A 19,207-nucleotide genomic window follows, 5' to 3' on the forward strand; every position below is an offset into this window, starting at 1 on the left:
ATATTTAGAACGGGGAAGTTGATGGGCCGGAAAAATTATCCCGCGAGGCATCCCCAAAAGAGCTTATCGAAATCGTATTACAGCCTGCCAATACTAATTGATCCTCTCAAGGCGAGCTATAATAACCCCAACCGCTATTATTTGGCCAACCACAGAATAAAAATCCATTCACTGGGGACTTGATCCAAGCGGGTAAATGCCTGATTTCAGCTGTTCAGCCACTTCTTAAAATCTGCGGAACGGTCGATGCTTACGATGGCATCAAAAGGATCCTCGGTTTTGGGATTAAGTTCCAGCTTTACCCGGCCCCGGGAGTACGCAACCATGCTCGAAATGGCATCCATATGGACCAGGTACTTTCGGTTAATGCGAAAAAAATATGTGGGGTCAAGAAGGGCCTCCAGCTTGTCGAGCGAATACTCCAGGGGAAAGCGACTTCCGTCATGGGTGCGGATAAAAATACTTTTGTCCAAAACAAAAAAATAGGCGACTTCTTCCACGTCTACTTTCTTGATTTTTTCTCCTATTTGGATCAGGAAGCGTTTTTTATAGTCGGGTTGCCGCCCCTGCATCTGCGCCAACAGGGAATCGAAATCAATGCCCAGTGCCGATTTCATATCCCGGTACTTTTGGAGGCTCTGGATCAAATCGGTCTTCCGGATGGGTTTTAAGAGGTAGGAAATGCTGTTGAGCTGAAAGGCCCGGATGGCATATTGATCGTAGGCGGTAGTAAAAATGATGGGGGTGCTCACCTCCACCCAATCGAAAATGCTAAAGCTAATCCCATCGGAAAGCTGTATATCAAGGAAAATAAGGTCTACCCGATTTTGCTCCAACCAACGGACCGATTCTTTGATGGAGCCCAGCTTGGCCATAATCCGAATATCCGATGCGGTTTCCAACAATAGCGATTCCAGTTTCTCGGCCGCTATTTGCTCGTCTTCTATAATTAATACGGTCAGGCTATTCACCATCGATTAATGGAAGTTTTGCGATATAATAATCGGTTTGCACAACGAACGCGGGCTCTTCGGAACCTATCATCGCATACCGCTTAGTCAAATTTTTCAGACCCAGACCCGTGGAATGCCCCATGGATATCTTGGGCTGCAGATTATTTTTGATGATAAGGTAATTCCCCTGGCTGAAAATATCAATACTCAGCGGCATGGATTCGTTAATCACGTTATGTTTGATGGCATTCTCAAGCACTACCTGCAGGGATAAGGGAGGGAGGAAAAATTTCAGTAGAGAAGCCGGGACATTAATGGAGAAGATCAGGTAATCCCCATAGCGTATCTGCTGCAAAAACAGGTAGGAACGCATAAAATTCAGCTCTTTTTCCAGGGTGGCGACCGGCTGCTCAATGGTCTCCAGGACATAGCGGTAAATATGCGAAAACTCATCGATAAACTGCTGGGCCTTTCGGGTGTCTTTGTTTACCAGGCCCGACAATACGTTCAGGCTGTTAAACATAAAGTGGGGATTTATCTGGCTTTTCAAAACCTCAAACTTGATTTGAGATAGCTCTTCCTCCAGGTTTTTGGCCATTTGTTCGACGCGCTTGTGTTGCGTAAAAAACAGCCAACCTTCTAGAATGGAGACCATTAGGATGTTAACCACACTAAATATCAATGCGTTGCTTATATATACTCCCCTCAATTCTTCAGCATAGGGTGTTACGAAATGGGCAAACGAGGTAAAAGCGACGGAAACCACCATTGCTACGCTTACTGAGAATGCCAATTGAATTAGTATCCGCTTGAAAGTGGCCAGGCTCCATGGGCTCACCCGGTTCAGAAAACGAATAAAAAACAAATTGGAATAGGCCAATAAAAATCCGGCAAAAAGGGTAAATACCAGTCCACGGAATAACCGGTAAAGAAAGTATCCGAAATCAGACAAAACATGATAACCCGAGAAGTGATTGTAAAGAATGACGATCAATTGCACCCCCAAAGAAAAACCGATTAAAAACTGCAGGAGGTTTTTGAAGGATAGTAATTGATGGATCGACTTTACGTTCATTAAGGCTATCTGATTTCCTGTCAAAGATAAAATGATTTGTTTTGTCTGGCTTCCTAGTGAGAAAAGAATTGATTCCTACCCTTCAAAAAAGGAAAAGAAACCGGATTGTGCTTCCTAATCCGGCTTCCATCCCTTCCTATTTAAAAATGCTTGACCAGGCCTATCCGAACGGAGACATATTGGAAGTTTAGTTCGGTACGGACGCCCTCAACGTCTGCATCTCGGTTGAGTAAATTGAATTTTACTCCCGGGGTCAAACTCCAGTTGGTTCCGATGGGCAGATCAATGCCTCCGGCCAACTGCCAACCCAAGCCGTGACCGGTATCGTTGATAATTTCCCCATCGCTGTTTTCGATTTCGATGTGGTTGTACAATCCTCCGGCTCTTACAAAGTAATGTACTGGCGAATTCCCAAAAGGGTGCCGGAATTGGAAACCGAAAACATAGCCGGTTTCCTCAAAATCCACTTCATTTCCAGCAAACGATTCGTCCGCGCCAAATCGATTCCAGCCCCAGCCTGCATAGGCTCCCAAGTGCGGCATAAACCGATAATGCAAGATTCCTTCAAAGCCAAAGCCGGTATTCAGGCTGGTTCCACCTGGTTTTTGCGTCGCGACAGATACGCCGCTGTTGAGCTCAAAACCAAAACGTTTTTCGTTTTCCTGCGCATACGTGCTTCCAGTCAATACCGCAAGAAAAAGCAGTGTAAATAATCCTTTAGTACTCATCGTTCCATTTTTTATAGGTTGATAATCAATTAACTATGAAACAAAGGTAGCTGCCGGCGTCCCGGGAATTAAATAAAGGATGCTGAGTGTGTTGTTTATCTGTGCGAAGTTGAAAATGATCAGGTTGAACGTGTTTTGGTCCCCAAACTATAGCCAGTGCCAGCCAAAACCCCAGCACGAACCATTGGGTAAGTAGGTTCCTATCACCACAGATTCGCACGGATTTCCACAGATTTTCTTTGGGCTTTTTTCTACTTAACCATCCTATCCCTATTTATCTGTGCTAATCTGTGTTATCCGTGGTGATTTCTTTTTTCACCACAGATGCGCACGGATTTTCACAGATTTTCTTTAGTTTCTTCAGGTATACCATCCTATCCCGAATCTATCTGTGCTAATCTGAGTAATCCGTGGTGTGTCTTTTTCGGTAAAAAAACCTACAACATCAGGGCTTTTTGGCCAGCCATTCCCATCTTTTGGCCCAGTCTAATAAAAATTCCTCCCGGAATTGGGCAATGGTTCGGGCACCTTGCTGGTCTTCTATAAATAAGTCCGGATCCGGTCGGTCGCTGTACCAATGAGATCCCAATTGGAAGTCCTCCCTGGAAGCCCTTCCCGGCCAGGGGTTGGTGCTGGTGTAGCCGCCTTTTAGGCCATGTAGTGCCGGAAGTTCGCTAGTGGTTTCATAGCTGCCGGTTTCGGATCGCTTCGGGGAATAGCGGATGCCGAATACTCCGTCTCCCAAGTAATACCCGGGCCATACCTGATCCCATATCTCCATATAGAAACAAGCACTATCCGGGGGAATGCGTATCTCCGGGCCCTTAAATCGCCATTCCAACGTGGCATAGGAACTCACCGTATCGGTACGATTGCTATTTCCGTCAAAAACGACTCGGGCACTCCGGTCAATAGGAACAAAACTTCCACCCCAACTTTCTCCCTTCGGGTCATCCGGATCACCGTGCAACAGGTAAGCCAGGGAGGGCGTGTCACCCATTTTGATCCGGCCTCCGTAAAAGTCCTTCAAAGCCTCTCCCATCGCTCCTTTACCCTGAATGTATCGGGAATAATAGGCATCGCCTTTCAGGTGATCGGGGGATTCGTTATCCATAAACCAGCCCCGGTAGCTGGCATTCGCCTCAATCATCCAGAGGTCCGGATGATTTTGGGCAATGTAGGCATAGCTATTGACACTCCATTTTTTGTTAGGACCACCAATCCAATACACCCGGATTTTCTCCTCAATATCCGGGGCATCGTGCAGGGCCTGGGCCAGATCCTCCAATCCTCCCCATACCAAGACCCATAAGGCTTGTTCACTTTCCTTGCGGGCACAATGGATAATCCATTCCGACCCTTCAGTAGCATTGGAATAGCCTGCAAAAGGGGCACTGGAAATGGCTCCCTGTTTGGTTATATTCCGGAGTGATTCCGGATCCGGAAAGCCCCTGGCCTGCGTGGAAAGAAGGGAAAAATCCTGGGCATACAGGTCGATGATGTGATGAATTGCCGCTGTCCTCCCTTCTCCGAAAGGGGAAGAAATGAGTCCTTCGATGGCTACTTTGTCCGCATACATAAACAAATGAATCATGGACTGAAAATCATCCGGGTCGGTTCCTCCTATATCCGTGCTCACCAGCACGCGAGGCTTTTCCATTTGCCCAAAAGCCGGGGATCCTTGAATCAACAACAGTAGGGTCAGACAAAGGTTAACGTACCGAAATGTCATAGTTGGGGTAATTTTTTGGGTTTACGTTTTTGTAAATGCTGCCGTTTGAAACCGTGGCAGAACTAAAGGTAAAAAACAATGAAACCAAAATCGGACAAAAAAAGTAAAGAAAAATCAATAAATTGGTAAAATGAAAACAGTACAAGCCCTATTGCTGACTGCCATCCTGGCGCTGCTGACCGGCGGTATCTCCGCTCAGGAAGCCCCCGTCAAAAATCGTATTCTGGTACTTACCGATATAGAAAACGAACCCGATGATGCCCAGTCGATGGTTCGATTTCTGACCTACGCCAATCAATGGGATGTAGAAGGGCTAATTGCTACCACTTCCCGGCACCAGCCTGACCAGACGGCTGCCTGGCGGATTTTGGAAATTCTTGAAGCCTATGGCAAGGTTCGGGACAACCTGGAAATGCATGAAAAGGGATATCCCCAGGCAGCCTCCCTGCGCGACCTTGTAAAAGAAGGCAGAGCGGATTACGGCATGGAAGCCGTCGGTTCCGGAATGGATTCACCGGGATCGGATTGGATTATCCAAACAGTTGACCAGCCGGATGATCGCCCGGTTTGGGTCTTGGTCTGGGGCGGCTCCAACTGTCTGGCGCAGGCGCTATGGAAGGTGCGTGAAACCCGTTCCCCGGAAGCGTTGGACCGCTTTGTGGATAAATTAAGGGTGTATACCATCTCTGATCAGGATGACAGTGGTCCCTGGCTGCGGAAAAACTTTCCAGACCTTTTTTACATTGCCAGTCCGGGAGTTCATTCACTTGGAGCCTACCATTTTGGTACCTGGTCGGGCATCAGTGGGGACAAGTTTCATGGCAGGTTTGCCGGTGGTAATTTTGAAATCGTGGATAATCCCTGGTTGGATCGGCATATCCGGAGTAAAGGACCGCTGGGTGCCGAATACCCTCATACTGAATACTTGATGGAAGGGGATTCTCCCAGTTTTCTATACCTGATTCCCAATGGTCTGGGAAATTCAGAACGACCCGATTGGGGAAGTTGGGGCGGCAGGTACGAATATTACCAGCCACGTATGGAATCCTGGTTTTCCGAACCGGAAACCCGGCCCCTTTGGACCGATGCCATGGATGAGGTGCTGGGTGCGGATGGGGAATGGCATACGAGCAACAAAGCCACCATCTTCCGATGGAGGAGGGCTTTTCAAAACGATTTTTCCGCCAGGATGGATTGGACCATCAAAAGCTATTCGGAGGCCAATCATCCACCGGTTCCCAAGTTGGCGATGGAGCAGCGTATGGAGGCAAGGGTAGGGGATCGGATTGAGCTGAATGCGGAAGGAAGCAGCGACCCGGATGGGGATCAGTTGCATTACCGCTGGTACCTATATGGAGAACCGGGAGCCTTCACCCTTTCCAATGGCCGGACGGCTACACCTTTGACCATTACGGATGCAGACAAAGCCCAGGCACATTTTGTGGTTCCCCAACCCGGAAAAACCGGCGAGCTTCACCTTATTCTGGAGGTGACGGATGATGGGGAACCCGCCCTTACCCGGTACAAGCGGGTAATTGTGGATGTCCGTCCCTGAAATCCAGGCGGGGAAAGTTGAGAGGGTTGTTTCAAGCTTCTTAGATTCTTTGCAGTGGACATGTTAAAAAAAGAGTATCACGCAGCGGGCGCAGCGAAAGGCGCGGCGATCGCAGCGAGAGGCAATCCAGATGTTCTGCTAAATCAAGTTTCCATACTCAGATGAAATGTAAACGGAAAATGTGATCGTCCTCGCCGCGCCCGCTGTGACTCCTTCGCGGCCGCCGCGTGAATCCCCGGGATCTTTAAAAAAATCTTAAAGCTGATTTTGGAATTCATGAAAAATTCCGGAATAGTAACCTACCAGCTTAAAATTTAAGAATGTATTCCTGAAGGTTGTCACTGCGCTCCAGCTGTAGCTTTTTGCGGAGTCGGTAGCGGGCGATTTCCACTCCACGTACCGAAATATTCATCAGATAGGCAATTTCTTTGGTGGACAGATTCATCCGAAGGTAGGCACTAAGCTTGATTTCCTGCGGACTGAGGTTGTCGTATTGCTTTTTAAACCGGGCCATAAAATCGCCGTGCACCTGGTCAAAGTGGATTTCAAACTGCTCCCAGTCCTGATCTTCTGCAATGTTCTTTTCGATGGTCTTAATTACCTTTTGGATTTCATTTTTTACTTCCTGATTTTTACTTTTTTTGGTAATGCTGTTCAGGTTGTTCCGCATCTGATCGATAAAGCCGTTTTTGTTAATCAGATGCATGGTGGCAGCGGCCAATTCTTTGTCCTTGATTTGGATTTCCTGCTTCAACCTTTCGGTTTTTAGCCGCTCCACCTCTTTTCGGCTTACCTTCAACTCGCTTTCTTTTGCTTCTATGGCTTTTTGAGAGTCCGTTTTCAGTTTTAAGGTTTTCTTTTGGTACCTTTTTTCAACCAGGCGGTAGACCAGGAAGGCGTTCAGAATCAGCAGTGAAAGGTATATCAGATAGGCCGTTCGGCTTCTGTACCAGGGGGGCAACACTTCAAAAGAAAAAGTGGCTTCCGGACTGACCACTCCATACAGGTTTTTACTCCGAACATGAAATGTATACCTACCTTCCCTTAGGTTAGTATAGGCTTTTTCCCGTCTCTCTACCCATTGTCCAAATCCATCCTCGAACCCTTCCAGCCAGTATTGATACCTCAGGTCCTTTTCGTTGTTCGGGGTGGGGTTACTACTCTCGAAGCGTAAGTTGGCTTTCTTATAGGGGATGCGTACAGATGGCAACCGGAGTTGCTCCCGGGAATTTCCTGCAAAAATTAAGGAATCCGCAGCACCCGTCAGGTAGGCCGCCCGGATCAGGGTTGGAAAAACAGGGGGGTCAAATGCATTGTCATTCAGGCTAAACCGTATAAACCCCTCGTTTGCTGCGAAAAGCACCTCGTTTCCCCGCATAACGGAGATATTTTGCAGATCGTCGTTGAGCAGGGGGAGCAATTGATTAAAAACCTGAAACTGCTTGGAATAGCTACCGTCAACTTCCTTTTCCAATACTCCGGTTTCTGTCTCTCCGATGAAATAGATATTTCCCATCTGGTCTTCTGCCAGGTAGTGGATCAGGCTTCCTTCTTCAAAATAGGCGCTAAAAAAGGAGTCTCTCTCAAAGGAATTCCTACTTTCGTTGTATCGGAAAATTCCCGCCTGGGTAGTAACCACCAGGCGATTGTTTATTTTCCAGACGTTGTTCAGAATATCCGTAGGCAGTCCTTGTTCCGATCCGAAATAACTTACCTCGGCAGATTCCAGGCTTTCATCAAGCTGAAGTTTATACAAGCCTTTATAGCCGTGGGCCACCCAAATATTGCCCTTATCATCCTGCTCGACAATCCGGCTCGACTCATCGAACCCTTCGATCTTCCGCAGGTAACGGATGGAATCTTCCATTACTTCAAAAAGGTGCAAACCAAAATACCCACCGGACAAGATCAGTTCGGGATGATTATGCAATGGCTGAAAATTCCATATTCCTTCCGGCGCCCCGATTTCCCGGGCAACGCCATCCTGAAGGACAAAGGCACCGTCATTGTGAGCGATCAGGATCCGGTCCTGAATGGATTTAATCTGGTACACCTGCCCGGTAGAATTGGGGAGCCATTCCATGCCACCACTTGAACCTGCTTCACGCACATAGACTCCATTATTTGTCCCAAAGTAGAATTTGCCCTCGTGGAAAGTGGCATGGTAGCCCGTGCCGGTTAGCCCTGAAAAATGGTTGATTTTACTAAATGGAAGGCTCAGTTGAATCAGGCTAAGTCCATTGTTATGCCCCAGCCACAAATTACCCGAAAGGTCTTCAAAAAGCGATACGACGGAGTTATTGTTTAATCCGTTTTGCCGGTCCATCTTCATCAGTTCCTTTCCAGCGGGATCCAGCAACCGCAGTCCGTCAAGCTGGGTTGCTACCGCAATGGTCCCGTTTCTAAGCCGCAGGGCTGCATTGATGGTCAGATTTTGGCCTCCCGGCCAGCTTTCGGTTGTTTTTCCAGAGCTGGTAAAAATTCCGTTATCCCGGGTAAAGACCAAATAGCTATCCGGCCCGGCGGGAAGCAGGCCCGTTACCAGTTTATCAGAGTAAAAGAGATTTAACAGGCTAAAGGTGCCGTTTCGAAGTTGAAGCAAGCCGGTTCCCCTTTCGTTTACAATCAGAGAGTTATTGTGGAAATGGAAACTTTCAAAACCACTGCTACTTTCGAGGCTGTAATCAAATACATGATCGGTAGTAAAGACAAAGATGCTGTTGCTTGTGCAGAAATAAAGGTTTTCCTCTCCGATATACACCTTCCAGACTTCCTCCAGATCTTGAAAGCGATCCGGGAGACTGTCTTTCAGGGAATGAAAACTCAGTTGGCCGAGACGATCGGACTTAAAAATTCCAAATTCACCCTGTCCCGAGGCATAGACCAGCCCCTTTTCAGTCACCTCCACATGCCTGATTTTTGTGCTATTGGGTAGTGAGTACCTCCTCCAGGTGGTACCGTCATGTACCAGCAGGCCATAGTTATTGGCTACATACAAGACACCACTGGCATGTTGGGTGATGGCATAATTTTGAATTCCGCCCAGGTATTCCTGACTGGAATAATAGCGTGAAAAGGGAATTCCCATGGATTGGGAACGGCCCATTTTTACCCCTGCCAGTAGGATCATGAGGATGAGTAGGTGCTTCATCTGCGCTAGTTGCCTGATACGAATAGCCAATTTACTGCATTTCTTATTGATGTACTAACCAATTGCAGAACATGAGGTTTCACGGAAATAAAAAAATGGTTTCAAAATCCTTTAAACGCATATTTTTTATGTTTTTGTAGAGTTTTTGTGAAAACAAAATTAAGCTGTTGTAGTACTTATGATGTACTTCCATTTTTCCAGCACAGCGATATTTGAGGGATATTGGGACCAGAAATAAATCCAAGATCAAATGAAACATGTTTTATTATTTTATTTAACCTTGTTCTTATCCGCAAGTGGATGGGCACAGTCCAATGAAATCATTGGAACGGTTACGGACGAAACGGGGTTTCCGCTTCCGGGGGTGAGCATCCTCAAGACGGGAACCAGCACGGGTACAGTTACGGATATCGATGGTAATTTTTCCATCGAAGCTGCGACTGGGGAAAGGCTTCAGTTCTCCTACTTGGGTTTCAAAAGTCAAACCCTGACGATTGAAAACAATACGGAGCTAACCGTGGTATTGCAAGAAGATGTCTCCAATCTGGACGAAGTAGTGGTCATTGGTTATGGCTCAGCCTCCAAGAGGGAATTAACCGGTGCTACAGCCCAGGTAAAAGGGGAGGCCATCGAAAAGATGAACATGCCCAGAGTGGACCAGGCCCTGCAGGGGAAATTGGCCGGTGTGAATATTTCCACCAACTCTGGTGCTCCCGGCGGAACATCCAATATCCGGATTCGGGGAATTGGTACCTTTGGGGATAACGATCCGCTGATTTTGGTAGACGGGGTCATTTATGACGCTGCGGGGTTAAATGCCCTTAACCCAGGCGATATTGAGTCAGTCAATGTACTGAAGGATGGTACGGCTGGAATATACGGTGTCCGCGCTGCCAATGGCGTTATCCTGATCGAAACGAAAAAAGGAAATTTAGGATCGAAGCCGCAATTGGACCTAAACGGGTATTATGGCGTGCAGGAGACGGCCAGACAATTGGATCTGCTTAATGCCCGGGAATATGCTATTTTAAAAAATGAGGCGTTCGCTGCAGGAGGACAGCCACTTCCATTTGCCAACGTAGAATTGGGAGAAGGGACCAACTGGCAGAATGCCGCATTCCAGCAAGCTCCCATTCAGGAATACAACATGACCCTGACCGGAGGATCGGAAAAGACCAGCTATTCGATCGGAGGAGGTTATTTTGCCCAGGATGGTATCGTCGGGGGATCCAAAGCAAATTTCGAAAGGTACAATGCAAGGATAAACTTTACTACGCAAGTAGCCCCAAAACTTAAATTTACCAACGTATTACTGTTTACACGTGAGGAGAGCAGTGGCCTGCCTCAGGGCGGAATCGGATCGGTTTTGTACAATACCATCAACGCCTATCCGACAGAACCCATACGGGTGGGTGATCGGTATTCTTATTTGGAGAATGTCAATGACATCATCAACCCGATGGCCCAAATGGAGAATACCTACAACAACTCCTATGTAAACAAGCTGGTGGGTAAAGAAGAGGTGGAATACACCATCAACGATCATTTTACCTGGACCGGAAGGGCCGGATACAATTTTGCGATGGTAGATGCCAAAACGTTTAATCCATTGGTTTGGTACGGGCCAGGCAAATTTGCCAACTCGGCGAGAAATGCCAACCTGGATCCGGTGTTGGTAGATGTAGGCGGTTTGGAAATTGAGCGGGGAGCAAATGTGTTTGAGTCCAGAAATACCTTTTTGGACTATAACCTGGAGACGTACTTAAACTACAACAGAACCTTCGCCGATGTACATCGGGTAAAAGGGATGTTTGGCCTTTCGCTGGTCGGCAACCGGAGTGAAGGGTTAAACGGCACGGGTTTTAATATCCCTAATAATGACCTGGATTTTGCTGACATTTCGGCCAATCAGGCTTCGGGAGGCTTTTTGAATAATGTTGGTTCCTTTCAGAGCCGTCAGCGGCTCACATCGGCTTTTTTCCGTGGAGAATATGATTATATGCAGCGGTATCTCTTCTCTGCCATCATACGAAGGGATGGCTCTACTAATTTCGGACCCAACAACCGGATCGGGTATTTTCCCGCCATTTCGGGAGCGTGGGTGTTGTCTGACGAACCGTTTTTTAATGTAAACGGCATTGATTTTATGAAATTGAGGGCCAGTTTTGGCGTTTCCGGAAACGATCAGATCGGCCTGTTTCGTTACAGGGGACTCTTGAATGGATCGGCCACCTACGTGTTTAACGACCTGATCGTCAACGGGGCTGCCATAGGCAATACCAGTAATCCCGATCTGAAATGGGAAACGACCTACCAAACGAATATTGGATTGGACTTTTCCCTTTTGGGTAACTTGGATTTTACAGCCAACTATTTTGTCAAAAACACGAAAGACCTGCTCTTCCAGCCGGATGTTTCTGCGCTATTGGGAGCCTACGGTCCCGGAGGGGCACCACCGGTAATCAACGCGGGGGACGTGTTAAACCGAGGTATCGAATTGGAGCTGGGATATGCCACTAATCGCTCAGAGGGAGTGAATTTCAGTGTTGACTACAATTTGACATTATTGAAAAACGAAGTGACAGCCGTTCCTCTGGGATTTGAATTTATCCCGGGTGCCCCCTTTAGCGTAGGAGGCAATGTGGCCAGTCGTTTTGAGAAAGGATATCCCATAGGATATTTCATCGGCTACCAAACTGATGGTGTTTTCCAAACTCAGGAAGAAATTGCCACTAGTACCGTGAGTCAACCCGGGGCACAGCCTGGAGACTTTCGCTTTGTGGACCAAAACGGGGATGGTGTCATCAGTTTCGGGGACGATACCGACCGTACCAGTCTGGGATCTCCGATACCTGACATGACCATGGGCCTCAACTTATCGGTGGATTTCAAAGGATTCGATATTGGCGCCAATGCTTACGCTGCACTGGGTCAGGAAATTATCCGGAATTACGAAAGGCAACAACCCTATGCCAATCAACAAGCCTATTGGCTAAATCGTTGGACCGGCGCGGGTAGTACCAATGAGTATCCAAGACTCACCACGGGAGCTACCCGGAACACCGTTTTCTCCGATTTCTATGTAGAAGACGGGTCTTTTTTACGGCTCCGGAATGTACAACTGGGATATACCCTGCCTACTACCGTTTCGCAGAAAATTGGCATGAATTATTTTCGGTTTTACCTGGCAGCCAACAACCTGCTGACCTTAACCCGATATCGGGGTTTTGACCCGGATGTGGGTTCCGGAAACCCGCTTTTTGCCGGAGTGGACAATGGGATTTACCCCCAGGCAAAAACATTTATGGCAGGTTTTAACATTAAATTCTAAATAAGATGAAATCGAGCATGACGAGATCGTCACACAGAGGGGTGATTATCAATCATGCGAGATTCCATCTGACCGCTGAAAAAAAAATATAAACAGATGAAAAATATATATCAATGGTCACTCGTCCTGCTATTCGGGACGATGACCGCTTGCGATAGCTTGCTGGACATAGATCCTGAGTATACGCAGGATGCAGAAAATTTCTTCAACACGGAAGAAGACTTTGACAGAGCCATTATCGGTGTCTACGACATGATGCAACCGGCCTACCTAAACCTGTGGATCGGGGAGATTGCTTCTGATAATGCCATTGCAGGAGGAGAAAGTGTCAATGATTCTCGCGGGCTTCACGAAATTGAAAACATGACACATGGAGGTGTTAATGAAGAGTTGAGAGCCGTAATGCGAGTAAATTATACAGGTATTGCCCGGGCCAATTACATTTTTGAAAATCAGGATAAGGCTGATTTCGAAGGAAAAGACCTGATACTGGCCGAGGCAAAAATGATGCGCGCCTATTTCTACTTCAATCTGGTGAATTATTTTGGAGACATGCCCCTGATTGTGGACCGAAGGATCTCCATCAATGAGATTTCCTCTGCACCACGCACTCCGAAAGGGGAGGTTTATCAGCAAATTGAATCCGACCTCAGGGAGGCTATAGGGGTATTGCCCTGGAATGTGGATCAAACCGGCAGGCTGACTAAAGGAGCCGCCATGGCTTTATTAGGAAAGGCATTATTATATCAGCAGAAATACGAGGAAGCAGCAACGGTATTGGGAGAGCTGATCGATACGAATCAGGCGGGATATGCCCTTTTTGAGGATTACGAAACCCTGTTTCTGGTTCAAAACGAACATGTGGCAGAAGATGTGTTTACCATACAATTCAGTGGATTGCAGGGTGGAGACTACGGATGTCTGGTTTGCCTTAACGGCAATGCCGCCGTAGGATTTCACAGTATCCGCCAGTACACCGGCCCGGTGTATGCCGATGGCAATAGCTATAACCTTCCCACCGGAGACTTGTACGAGGCTTTTGAAGAGGGAGACATCCGAAGGGATGCCAGCGTGTTGGATCTGGAGGCGTTTATAGCTTCACAACCAAACCCGGATGAAATCACCTATGCCATTGGAGGTGGAGGCCATACTGGCTATTACAATAATAAGTACATCAAACGATTAGATGAGCTTGGTTTGCCCGATAACGATCTGACCAGCCCCTTGAATTACCGGGCGATCCGGTGGGCGGACGTGTTGCTGATGGCCGCTGAAGCTTTCCAACGATCCGGGAATGACGAAAGAGCCCGGACAGAGCTAAACAAGGTTCGTTCCAGAGCTGATATGCCAGCGATCACTACCTCCGACGATGCCTTGTATCAGGACATTTTGCAAGAAAGAAGGCTCGAACTCTCCGGAGAAGGATTTCGGTTCTTTGACTTGGTCCGGACAGGGCAGGCATCTGATAAGATCAGTGGCTTTATAGCAGGTCAGCACGAAGTGTTTCCCATTCCTCAGGTTGAAATAGACTTGGCTGGTGGAAATTGGGAACAAAATCCAGGATATTAAACGTATAAACTCATGAAAAAATACCTAAACTTCATCCTATTAATGCTTCCTGTATTTCTTATGGCTGCATGTATTGAGGAATACAGCTTGCAGGAAGCGCCCCCCGCTCAGGAAGAGGCAGATTTTAGCTTTGAACCAACGGAGGAAAGTGACAATATCCTTCAGTTTACGGCTTCCAATGACTTTTTCATTATGAACTGGGATTTGGGAAATGGAAGTTCCGGATCCGGACAAACGGTTACGGGTACCTATCCAACCGCCGGAACCTATACCGTCAGCCTAACCGTTTTCAATGCCGGCGGAAGTGTAACAATGAGCAAGGAAATTGTGATTGCAGAAACCGACCCCCTACTTCTAGACAAACCTCTTTATAATTTACTAACGGGTGGTGTCGAAGCTACGGAAGGTAAAACCTGGAAAGTGGATGCCAGCAGGCTGGGTCACTTTGGCCTGGGCCCCAATCCTTCCCAGGCAGGCGACTTTCCGGAATGGTATGAAGCCCAGCCTAACGAAAAAGCAGGTTCGGGTATGTACACCGACCGGTATACCTTTTATCTGGCCGACTTTGCTTTTGACATGGAAACTAACGGGCTGGTTTATCTGAATTCAGCCCAGGGGAGTAATTTTCCGGGCTCATTTGATCCAGGAGTGGGTGACCTTTCTGCTCCGTATGAAGCCCCTGAAGGGCTAAAATGGAGCATGGCCGAGCCGGAAGATAGCTATCCCGAACTGACCATATCCCAGGGAGGCTTTCTAGGCTACTTTGCCGGAGGAAGGACCTACCAAATTATTACCATCGAAGAAAATGAAATGCTGCTTCGTTTCGTGGATCAGGCCAATACCGAATTTGCCTGGTACATTCGGCTGATCCCTGAAGATTACGTACCGGAAGAAGAAACGCCGGAGCCCGAACCCGTGCCGGTAGATCCCGGAACGTTATCCCTCCAAAGCCTGATCGGTGACGGCAGCAAAGCCTGGAAACTGAAACCGGCCGCCGGAGCCTTCGGGGTAGGCCCTGCACCGGGAAGTGATGAATTCTATCCCAATGGCCAGGATATTTCAGGAGATCGCGCCTGTTTGTTTGACGACCGGTTTATCTTCAACGAAGACGGAACCTATACTTACGACCCCGTGGATGATATCTACGGAGAAGCCTATATGGGAGTAGAAGAAGGCTGTCAGCCTGTGGCCAACCTTGCCGGAACGGCTGGCGAAGCCTGGGGAGCCGGAACTCACGACTTCAGCTTTACCGAGGCTACCGAATCGGAAAAAGCGCGCATTACGGTTACCGGGACCGGTGCATTTATCGCCCTTCCCAAGGCTTTCAATGGCGGTGAATACCAATCAGGACCACCTGCCGAGGACCGTGCAGTTACTTACGAGGTGATTGGGTACACGAATGAAGAAGGAGTCGAAGAACTGACGATCACCATAGATATTTCGGATTCAGGTTCTGTTTTCTGGACATTCGTGCTAATTCCTGATAACCAATGATGGTGCTTATGATGACCAAATCAATTCAAGGTTTATTTTTATTCCTTACCCTTCTTTCGACCCAGGCTTGCGACCAGGAGGAAGTAGATGGGCAGGTAGTCCTGCCCACCAACCTGGAAGTTTCCCTGGAGAAACAGGCCAACGGCCAGGTTCAGATTACCTTTACGGCTGAAAAAGCCAACTTTTTCCGGGTGAGTTTCGGAACCGAAAGTGAATTGCCGGAGTTGGCAAGCGGAAACGAAGCAAGTTTCCGCTACGGCAGCCCCGGAGTTTATACCATCCGGGTGCAGGCACACGCTACTGAAGCTGATTTTATAAGCGAAGAAAGGACGGTCACCATTTCCGAACAGGACTTGGGCTTGGGCATTCCGGAATCGGGTTTTACCTCTCCGGAGAGTTACGAGGGGTATTCCCTGATTTGGCGGGATGAGTTTGAGGGAACAAATCTTTCCGGAGACTGGGTCGCAGAAATCGGAGACGGTTGCCCGAACTTGTGTGGTTGGGGAAATAATGAACTCCAGTTTTACCGTAGAGAGAATACCGAATTGAAAGATGGGTATTTGGTGATTACGGCAAAAGAAGAGTCCATGGGAGGAAAAAATTATACTTCTAGCCGGCTAAAAACGCAGGGGCAACAAAACTTTCAGTTTGGACGAATTGATTTCCGCGCCGCCTTGCCCAAGCGGCAGGGCATCTGGCCGGCATTTTGGATGCTGGGAGAAAGCATTACCGAAACGCCCTGGCCAGCCAGTGGGGAAATTGACATCATGGAAATGATCGGAGGTGCTTCCGATGGCCGGGACAATACCGTTCACGGTACGCTTCACTGGGATAATAATGGTGCCTATGCCACTGCCGGCGGAAAAACCACACTCGCAGAAGGAGCCATTTTCAATGACAGCTTTCACGTATTTTCCATCATTTGGACAGAAGAGTCCATTACCTGGCTGCTGGATGATGAGGAGTTTCATGAGATAAGCATCGCTTCCGATGCCATGGATGAATTTCGGGAGCCGTTTTTTCTGCTGATTAATCTGGCGGTTGGCGGCAATTGGCCCGGAAACCCGGATGCCAGTACCAACTTCCCCCAACAATTGGTGGTGGATTATGTGCGGGTATTTCAGCGAGAGTAAGGCACTTCCTATTTTATATTGGTTAAAAAAGCGGTTCCCTAAAGAACCGCTTTTTTTTTCTTAGGAGCAAAAATTACAGTTGAAAGGGTTTCACGCATCTGGGCGCGATGACTGGGTTGATTTCTTGGTGAGCCCTTCTCGTCACTCCGAGGCCTAACATTTAAAAAGCGCAAAAATCGAGATCACGGTATAAAAAAACCAACCCCAGAGGGGTAACATGTTGGTAGCCTCGGGTAAGCCGACTTCTAGCCATAGCAAATGGCTAAATGGTAAATGGAATTTGTTGGCGCACCGAAATTAGGAGGGTGAAGTTATACCCAGGCGGGGTCCTGATATGGAAACAAGACCCCACCAGTAATTTCACTTGCAGCTCAAGTAAGTGTGGTAGAGAAACCTCCCCGATTTTCAAATGACCCTATTGCCGCCTGGCAAATTCTTCCTTTGCGGCATCCAGAAACGCTATGAACTTCTGAATATCCGTTTCGTAGGCTATGGGATTTACCAGCAATTCCTCGTCATGATCCAGGATGACATAATAGGGCTGCGCATTGTTATTAAATCGCGTGATTTGAAAATCCGCGTTTTGCTTGCCGATGGTGGTTTTTTCCTTGTTGTCGTAGGTGGAAATGTACCATTCGGATTCGGGTAGGGTGTAGCGCTCGTCAATGTACAGGGCCACCATCACGAAATCCTCCTTCAGCCTTCTCAGTACTCTTGGATCGGACCAGACCCTTGCTTCCATTTCCCGGCAATTCACACAGCCATGCCCTGTAAAATCGATAAACAAGGGCTTATCCTGCCTTCTGGCGGCTTCCAGTGCCTGCTGGTAGTCGAAGTATCCCTGAATGCCGTGTGGAAAATGAAGAAAATCCGCGTATTTTGGAACCTCGTCCAGATCCTGATCTGACGACAAAGTGTTTTCCCTGCTGATCTCTACCAAATCAAAATCGTGGGAAGATATGGGAGGTAAGTAGCCGCTGAGTGCTTTGAGCGGGGCTCCCCACATACCGGGTATCATATAAACCACAAAAACAAAAGTGACCATGGCCAGCAGCAATCGGGGAACGCTGAGGTATTCCAGGGGACTGTCGTGCGGCAGCCGCAATTTTCCCAGCAGGTAGAGTCCCAACAGGGCAAAAATGACAATCCAAATGGCTAAATAAATATCCCGGTCCAGCATTCCCCAATGGTACACCTGGTCGGCAATACTCAGGAACTTAAACGCCAGGGCCAGTTCCAGAAAACCCAGCACCACCTTGACGGAATTAAGCCAGCCACCAGATTTGGGAAGTGAATTAAGCCAACCTGGAAAAATGGCGAAGAGGGTAAAAGGGAGGGCAAAGGCCAGGGAAAAGGCAAACATGCCCAAAATGGGTTTTACCAGTGCCCCACCGGCAGAGCTGATCAATATAGATCCCACAATAGGACCGGTACAGGAAAAGGAAACGAGCACGAGGGTAAAAGCCATAAAGAAGATCCCGCCCATTCCCCCTTTATCCGCTTTGGCATCTATTTTATTTACAAAACCAGTGGGCAGGGTGATCTCAAATAAGCCCAGAAAAGCCAAGGCAAAGAAAATGAAAACGGCAAAAAAGAAAATATTGGGTAACCAATGAGTAGAAAGCCAATTGGCAAATTCCGGCCCTTGTACGGCAGCAACAATGGTTCCTGCAATGGTGTAGATAGCGATGATAGAAAACCCGTAAATAAAGGCATTTCGATACCCCTGAAATTTGGAAGTAGCCCTTCCGGTAAAAAAAGTTACCGTCATGGGAATCATCGGGAAAACACAGGGAGTGAGTAATGCCGCCAACCCTGCCAAAAAGGCGATGACCATAAAGCCAAGCAGCGAGGACTCCGGCTGCTCCAGCGTAATAGTAGTAGCTTCCCCGGTTTCGTTTCCATTCTGCGTCGTGAAAAGGTCAGCCTCTGAAGCTTCCTCCCCGGAAGAACTTGCTGAGGCATTGCCCAATGCAATGGTGAACTCCTCCTGGTAATTGATGCACTGGTTGGTGATGTCGGAACACATTTGGTATTCCAGTGTACCCTCGATCAGGGCATCGGCAGATTCGATCAGCAGGGTTTGCCGAAATTCTCCTTCCTTCTCGAAGTAAGTGACATCACCTTCCCATATTTCCTCATACTTTATCTTTGGATTAATGGCCTTAAGCTCTCCTATAGGACGGACCCCGGTGGTGTCTTCCCATAGGATTTCTGTTAGCAGCGGGCCAAGGTCAGGATCAAAATCATTGGAATAGATGTACCAATTGATTGGAATACTTGCTTTAAAAACCAGGGTAACTTCCTCTCCGACTTCGGCTTCCGGATTATCTATCCGGATATCCCATTTCGGAGGAGAAATTACCTGAGCATTCAGACCCGTCGCTAAAGCAAGCAGGAAAACAAGGGGAATCAGACGCGATACCTTCATATAATTAATTAGCCATTCATTGGTTCAGGATTCAAATCATTCCCTCTATTAATTG

General features: G+C 47.7%; 11 protein-coding genes. 5 read left to right on the top strand and 6 right to left on the bottom strand.

Annotated features, from left to right (window positions below; genetic code table 11):
- Positions 1-206: 206 nt before the first annotated feature.
- The 4 genes from GKS34_RS12810 to GKS34_RS12825 all read right to left on the bottom strand — a co-directional run bounded on the left by GKS34_RS12810 (position 207) and on the right by GKS34_RS12825 (position 4,488).
- Positions 207-974, bottom strand: coding sequence for a LytR/AlgR family response regulator transcription factor (locus GKS34_RS12810; RefSeq protein ID WP_240459292.1), 768 nt, complete (start codon positions 972-974; stop codon positions 207-209).
- On the bottom strand, positions 964-2,028 hold the full coding sequence (locus GKS34_RS12815) for a sensor histidine kinase (protein WP_163385219.1): 1,065 nt from the start codon (positions 2,026-2,028) through the stop codon (positions 964-966). Before GKS34_RS12815 ends, GKS34_RS12810 begins: the two co-directional genes overlap by 11 nt.
- Positions 2,029-2,168: 140 nt before the next feature.
- Complete coding sequence (locus GKS34_RS12820; protein WP_163385220.1) at positions 2,169-2,756, bottom strand: outer membrane beta-barrel protein; 588 nt, start codon at positions 2,754-2,756, stop codon at positions 2,169-2,171.
- A gap of 445 nt (positions 2,757-3,201) precedes the next feature.
- On the bottom strand, positions 3,202-4,488 hold the full coding sequence (locus GKS34_RS12825) for a nucleoside hydrolase-like domain-containing protein (RefSeq protein ID WP_163385221.1): 1,287 nt from the start codon (positions 4,486-4,488) through the stop codon (positions 3,202-3,204).
- 130 nt (positions 4,489-4,618) lie between these two features.
- Between GKS34_RS12825 and GKS34_RS12830 the strand changes: the two genes are divergently transcribed.
- Positions 4,619-6,043, top strand: a complete 1,425-nt coding sequence (locus GKS34_RS12830; protein ID WP_163385222.1) for a DUF1593 domain-containing protein — start codon at positions 4,619-4,621, stop codon at positions 6,041-6,043.
- Positions 6,044-6,350: 307 nt separating this feature from the next.
- Here the strand turns inward: GKS34_RS12830 and GKS34_RS12835 are convergent, their stop codons facing one another.
- Positions 6,351-9,194, bottom strand: coding sequence for a triple tyrosine motif-containing protein (locus GKS34_RS12835; RefSeq protein ID WP_240459293.1), 2,844 nt, complete (start codon positions 9,192-9,194; stop codon positions 6,351-6,353).
- A gap of 250 nt (positions 9,195-9,444) precedes the next feature.
- Between GKS34_RS12835 and GKS34_RS12840 the strand changes: the two genes are divergently transcribed.
- The 4 genes from GKS34_RS12840 to GKS34_RS12855 all read left to right on the top strand — a co-directional run bounded on the left by GKS34_RS12840 (position 9,445) and on the right by GKS34_RS12855 (position 16,721).
- On the top strand, positions 9,445-12,525 hold the full coding sequence (locus GKS34_RS12840) for a SusC/RagA family TonB-linked outer membrane protein (protein WP_163385223.1): 3,081 nt from the start codon (positions 9,445-9,447) through the stop codon (positions 12,523-12,525).
- 96 nt (positions 12,526-12,621) lie between these two features.
- Positions 12,622-14,094, top strand: a complete 1,473-nt coding sequence (locus GKS34_RS12845; RefSeq protein ID WP_163385224.1) for a RagB/SusD family nutrient uptake outer membrane protein — start codon at positions 12,622-12,624, stop codon at positions 14,092-14,094.
- Positions 14,095-14,106: 12 nt separating this feature from the next.
- Positions 14,107-15,588: a PKD domain-containing protein gene (locus GKS34_RS12850; protein ID WP_163385225.1), complete on the top strand. Its 1,482-nt coding sequence runs from the start codon at positions 14,107-14,109 to the stop codon at positions 15,586-15,588.
- Positions 15,589-15,596: 8 nt separating this feature from the next.
- The gene (locus GKS34_RS12855) at positions 15,597-16,721 is read left to right on the top strand and encodes a glycoside hydrolase family 16 protein (RefSeq protein WP_317167980.1); all 1,125 of its coding nucleotides are present in this window, start codon (positions 15,597-15,599) and stop codon (positions 16,719-16,721) included.
- 415 nt (positions 16,722-17,136) lie between these two features.
- Here the strand turns inward: GKS34_RS12855 and GKS34_RS12860 are convergent, their stop codons facing one another.
- On the bottom strand, positions 17,137-19,152 hold the full coding sequence (locus tag GKS34_RS12860; RefSeq protein ID WP_163385226.1) for a protein-disulfide reductase DsbD family protein: 2,016 nt from the start codon (positions 19,150-19,152) through the stop codon (positions 17,137-17,139).
- Positions 19,153-19,207 lie beyond the last annotated feature (55 nt).

Source organism: Cyclobacterium jeungdonense, from assembly GCF_010994275.1.
GTDB classification, from domain to species: Bacteria; Bacteroidota; Bacteroidia; order Cytophagales; family Cyclobacteriaceae; genus Cyclobacterium; species Cyclobacterium jeungdonense.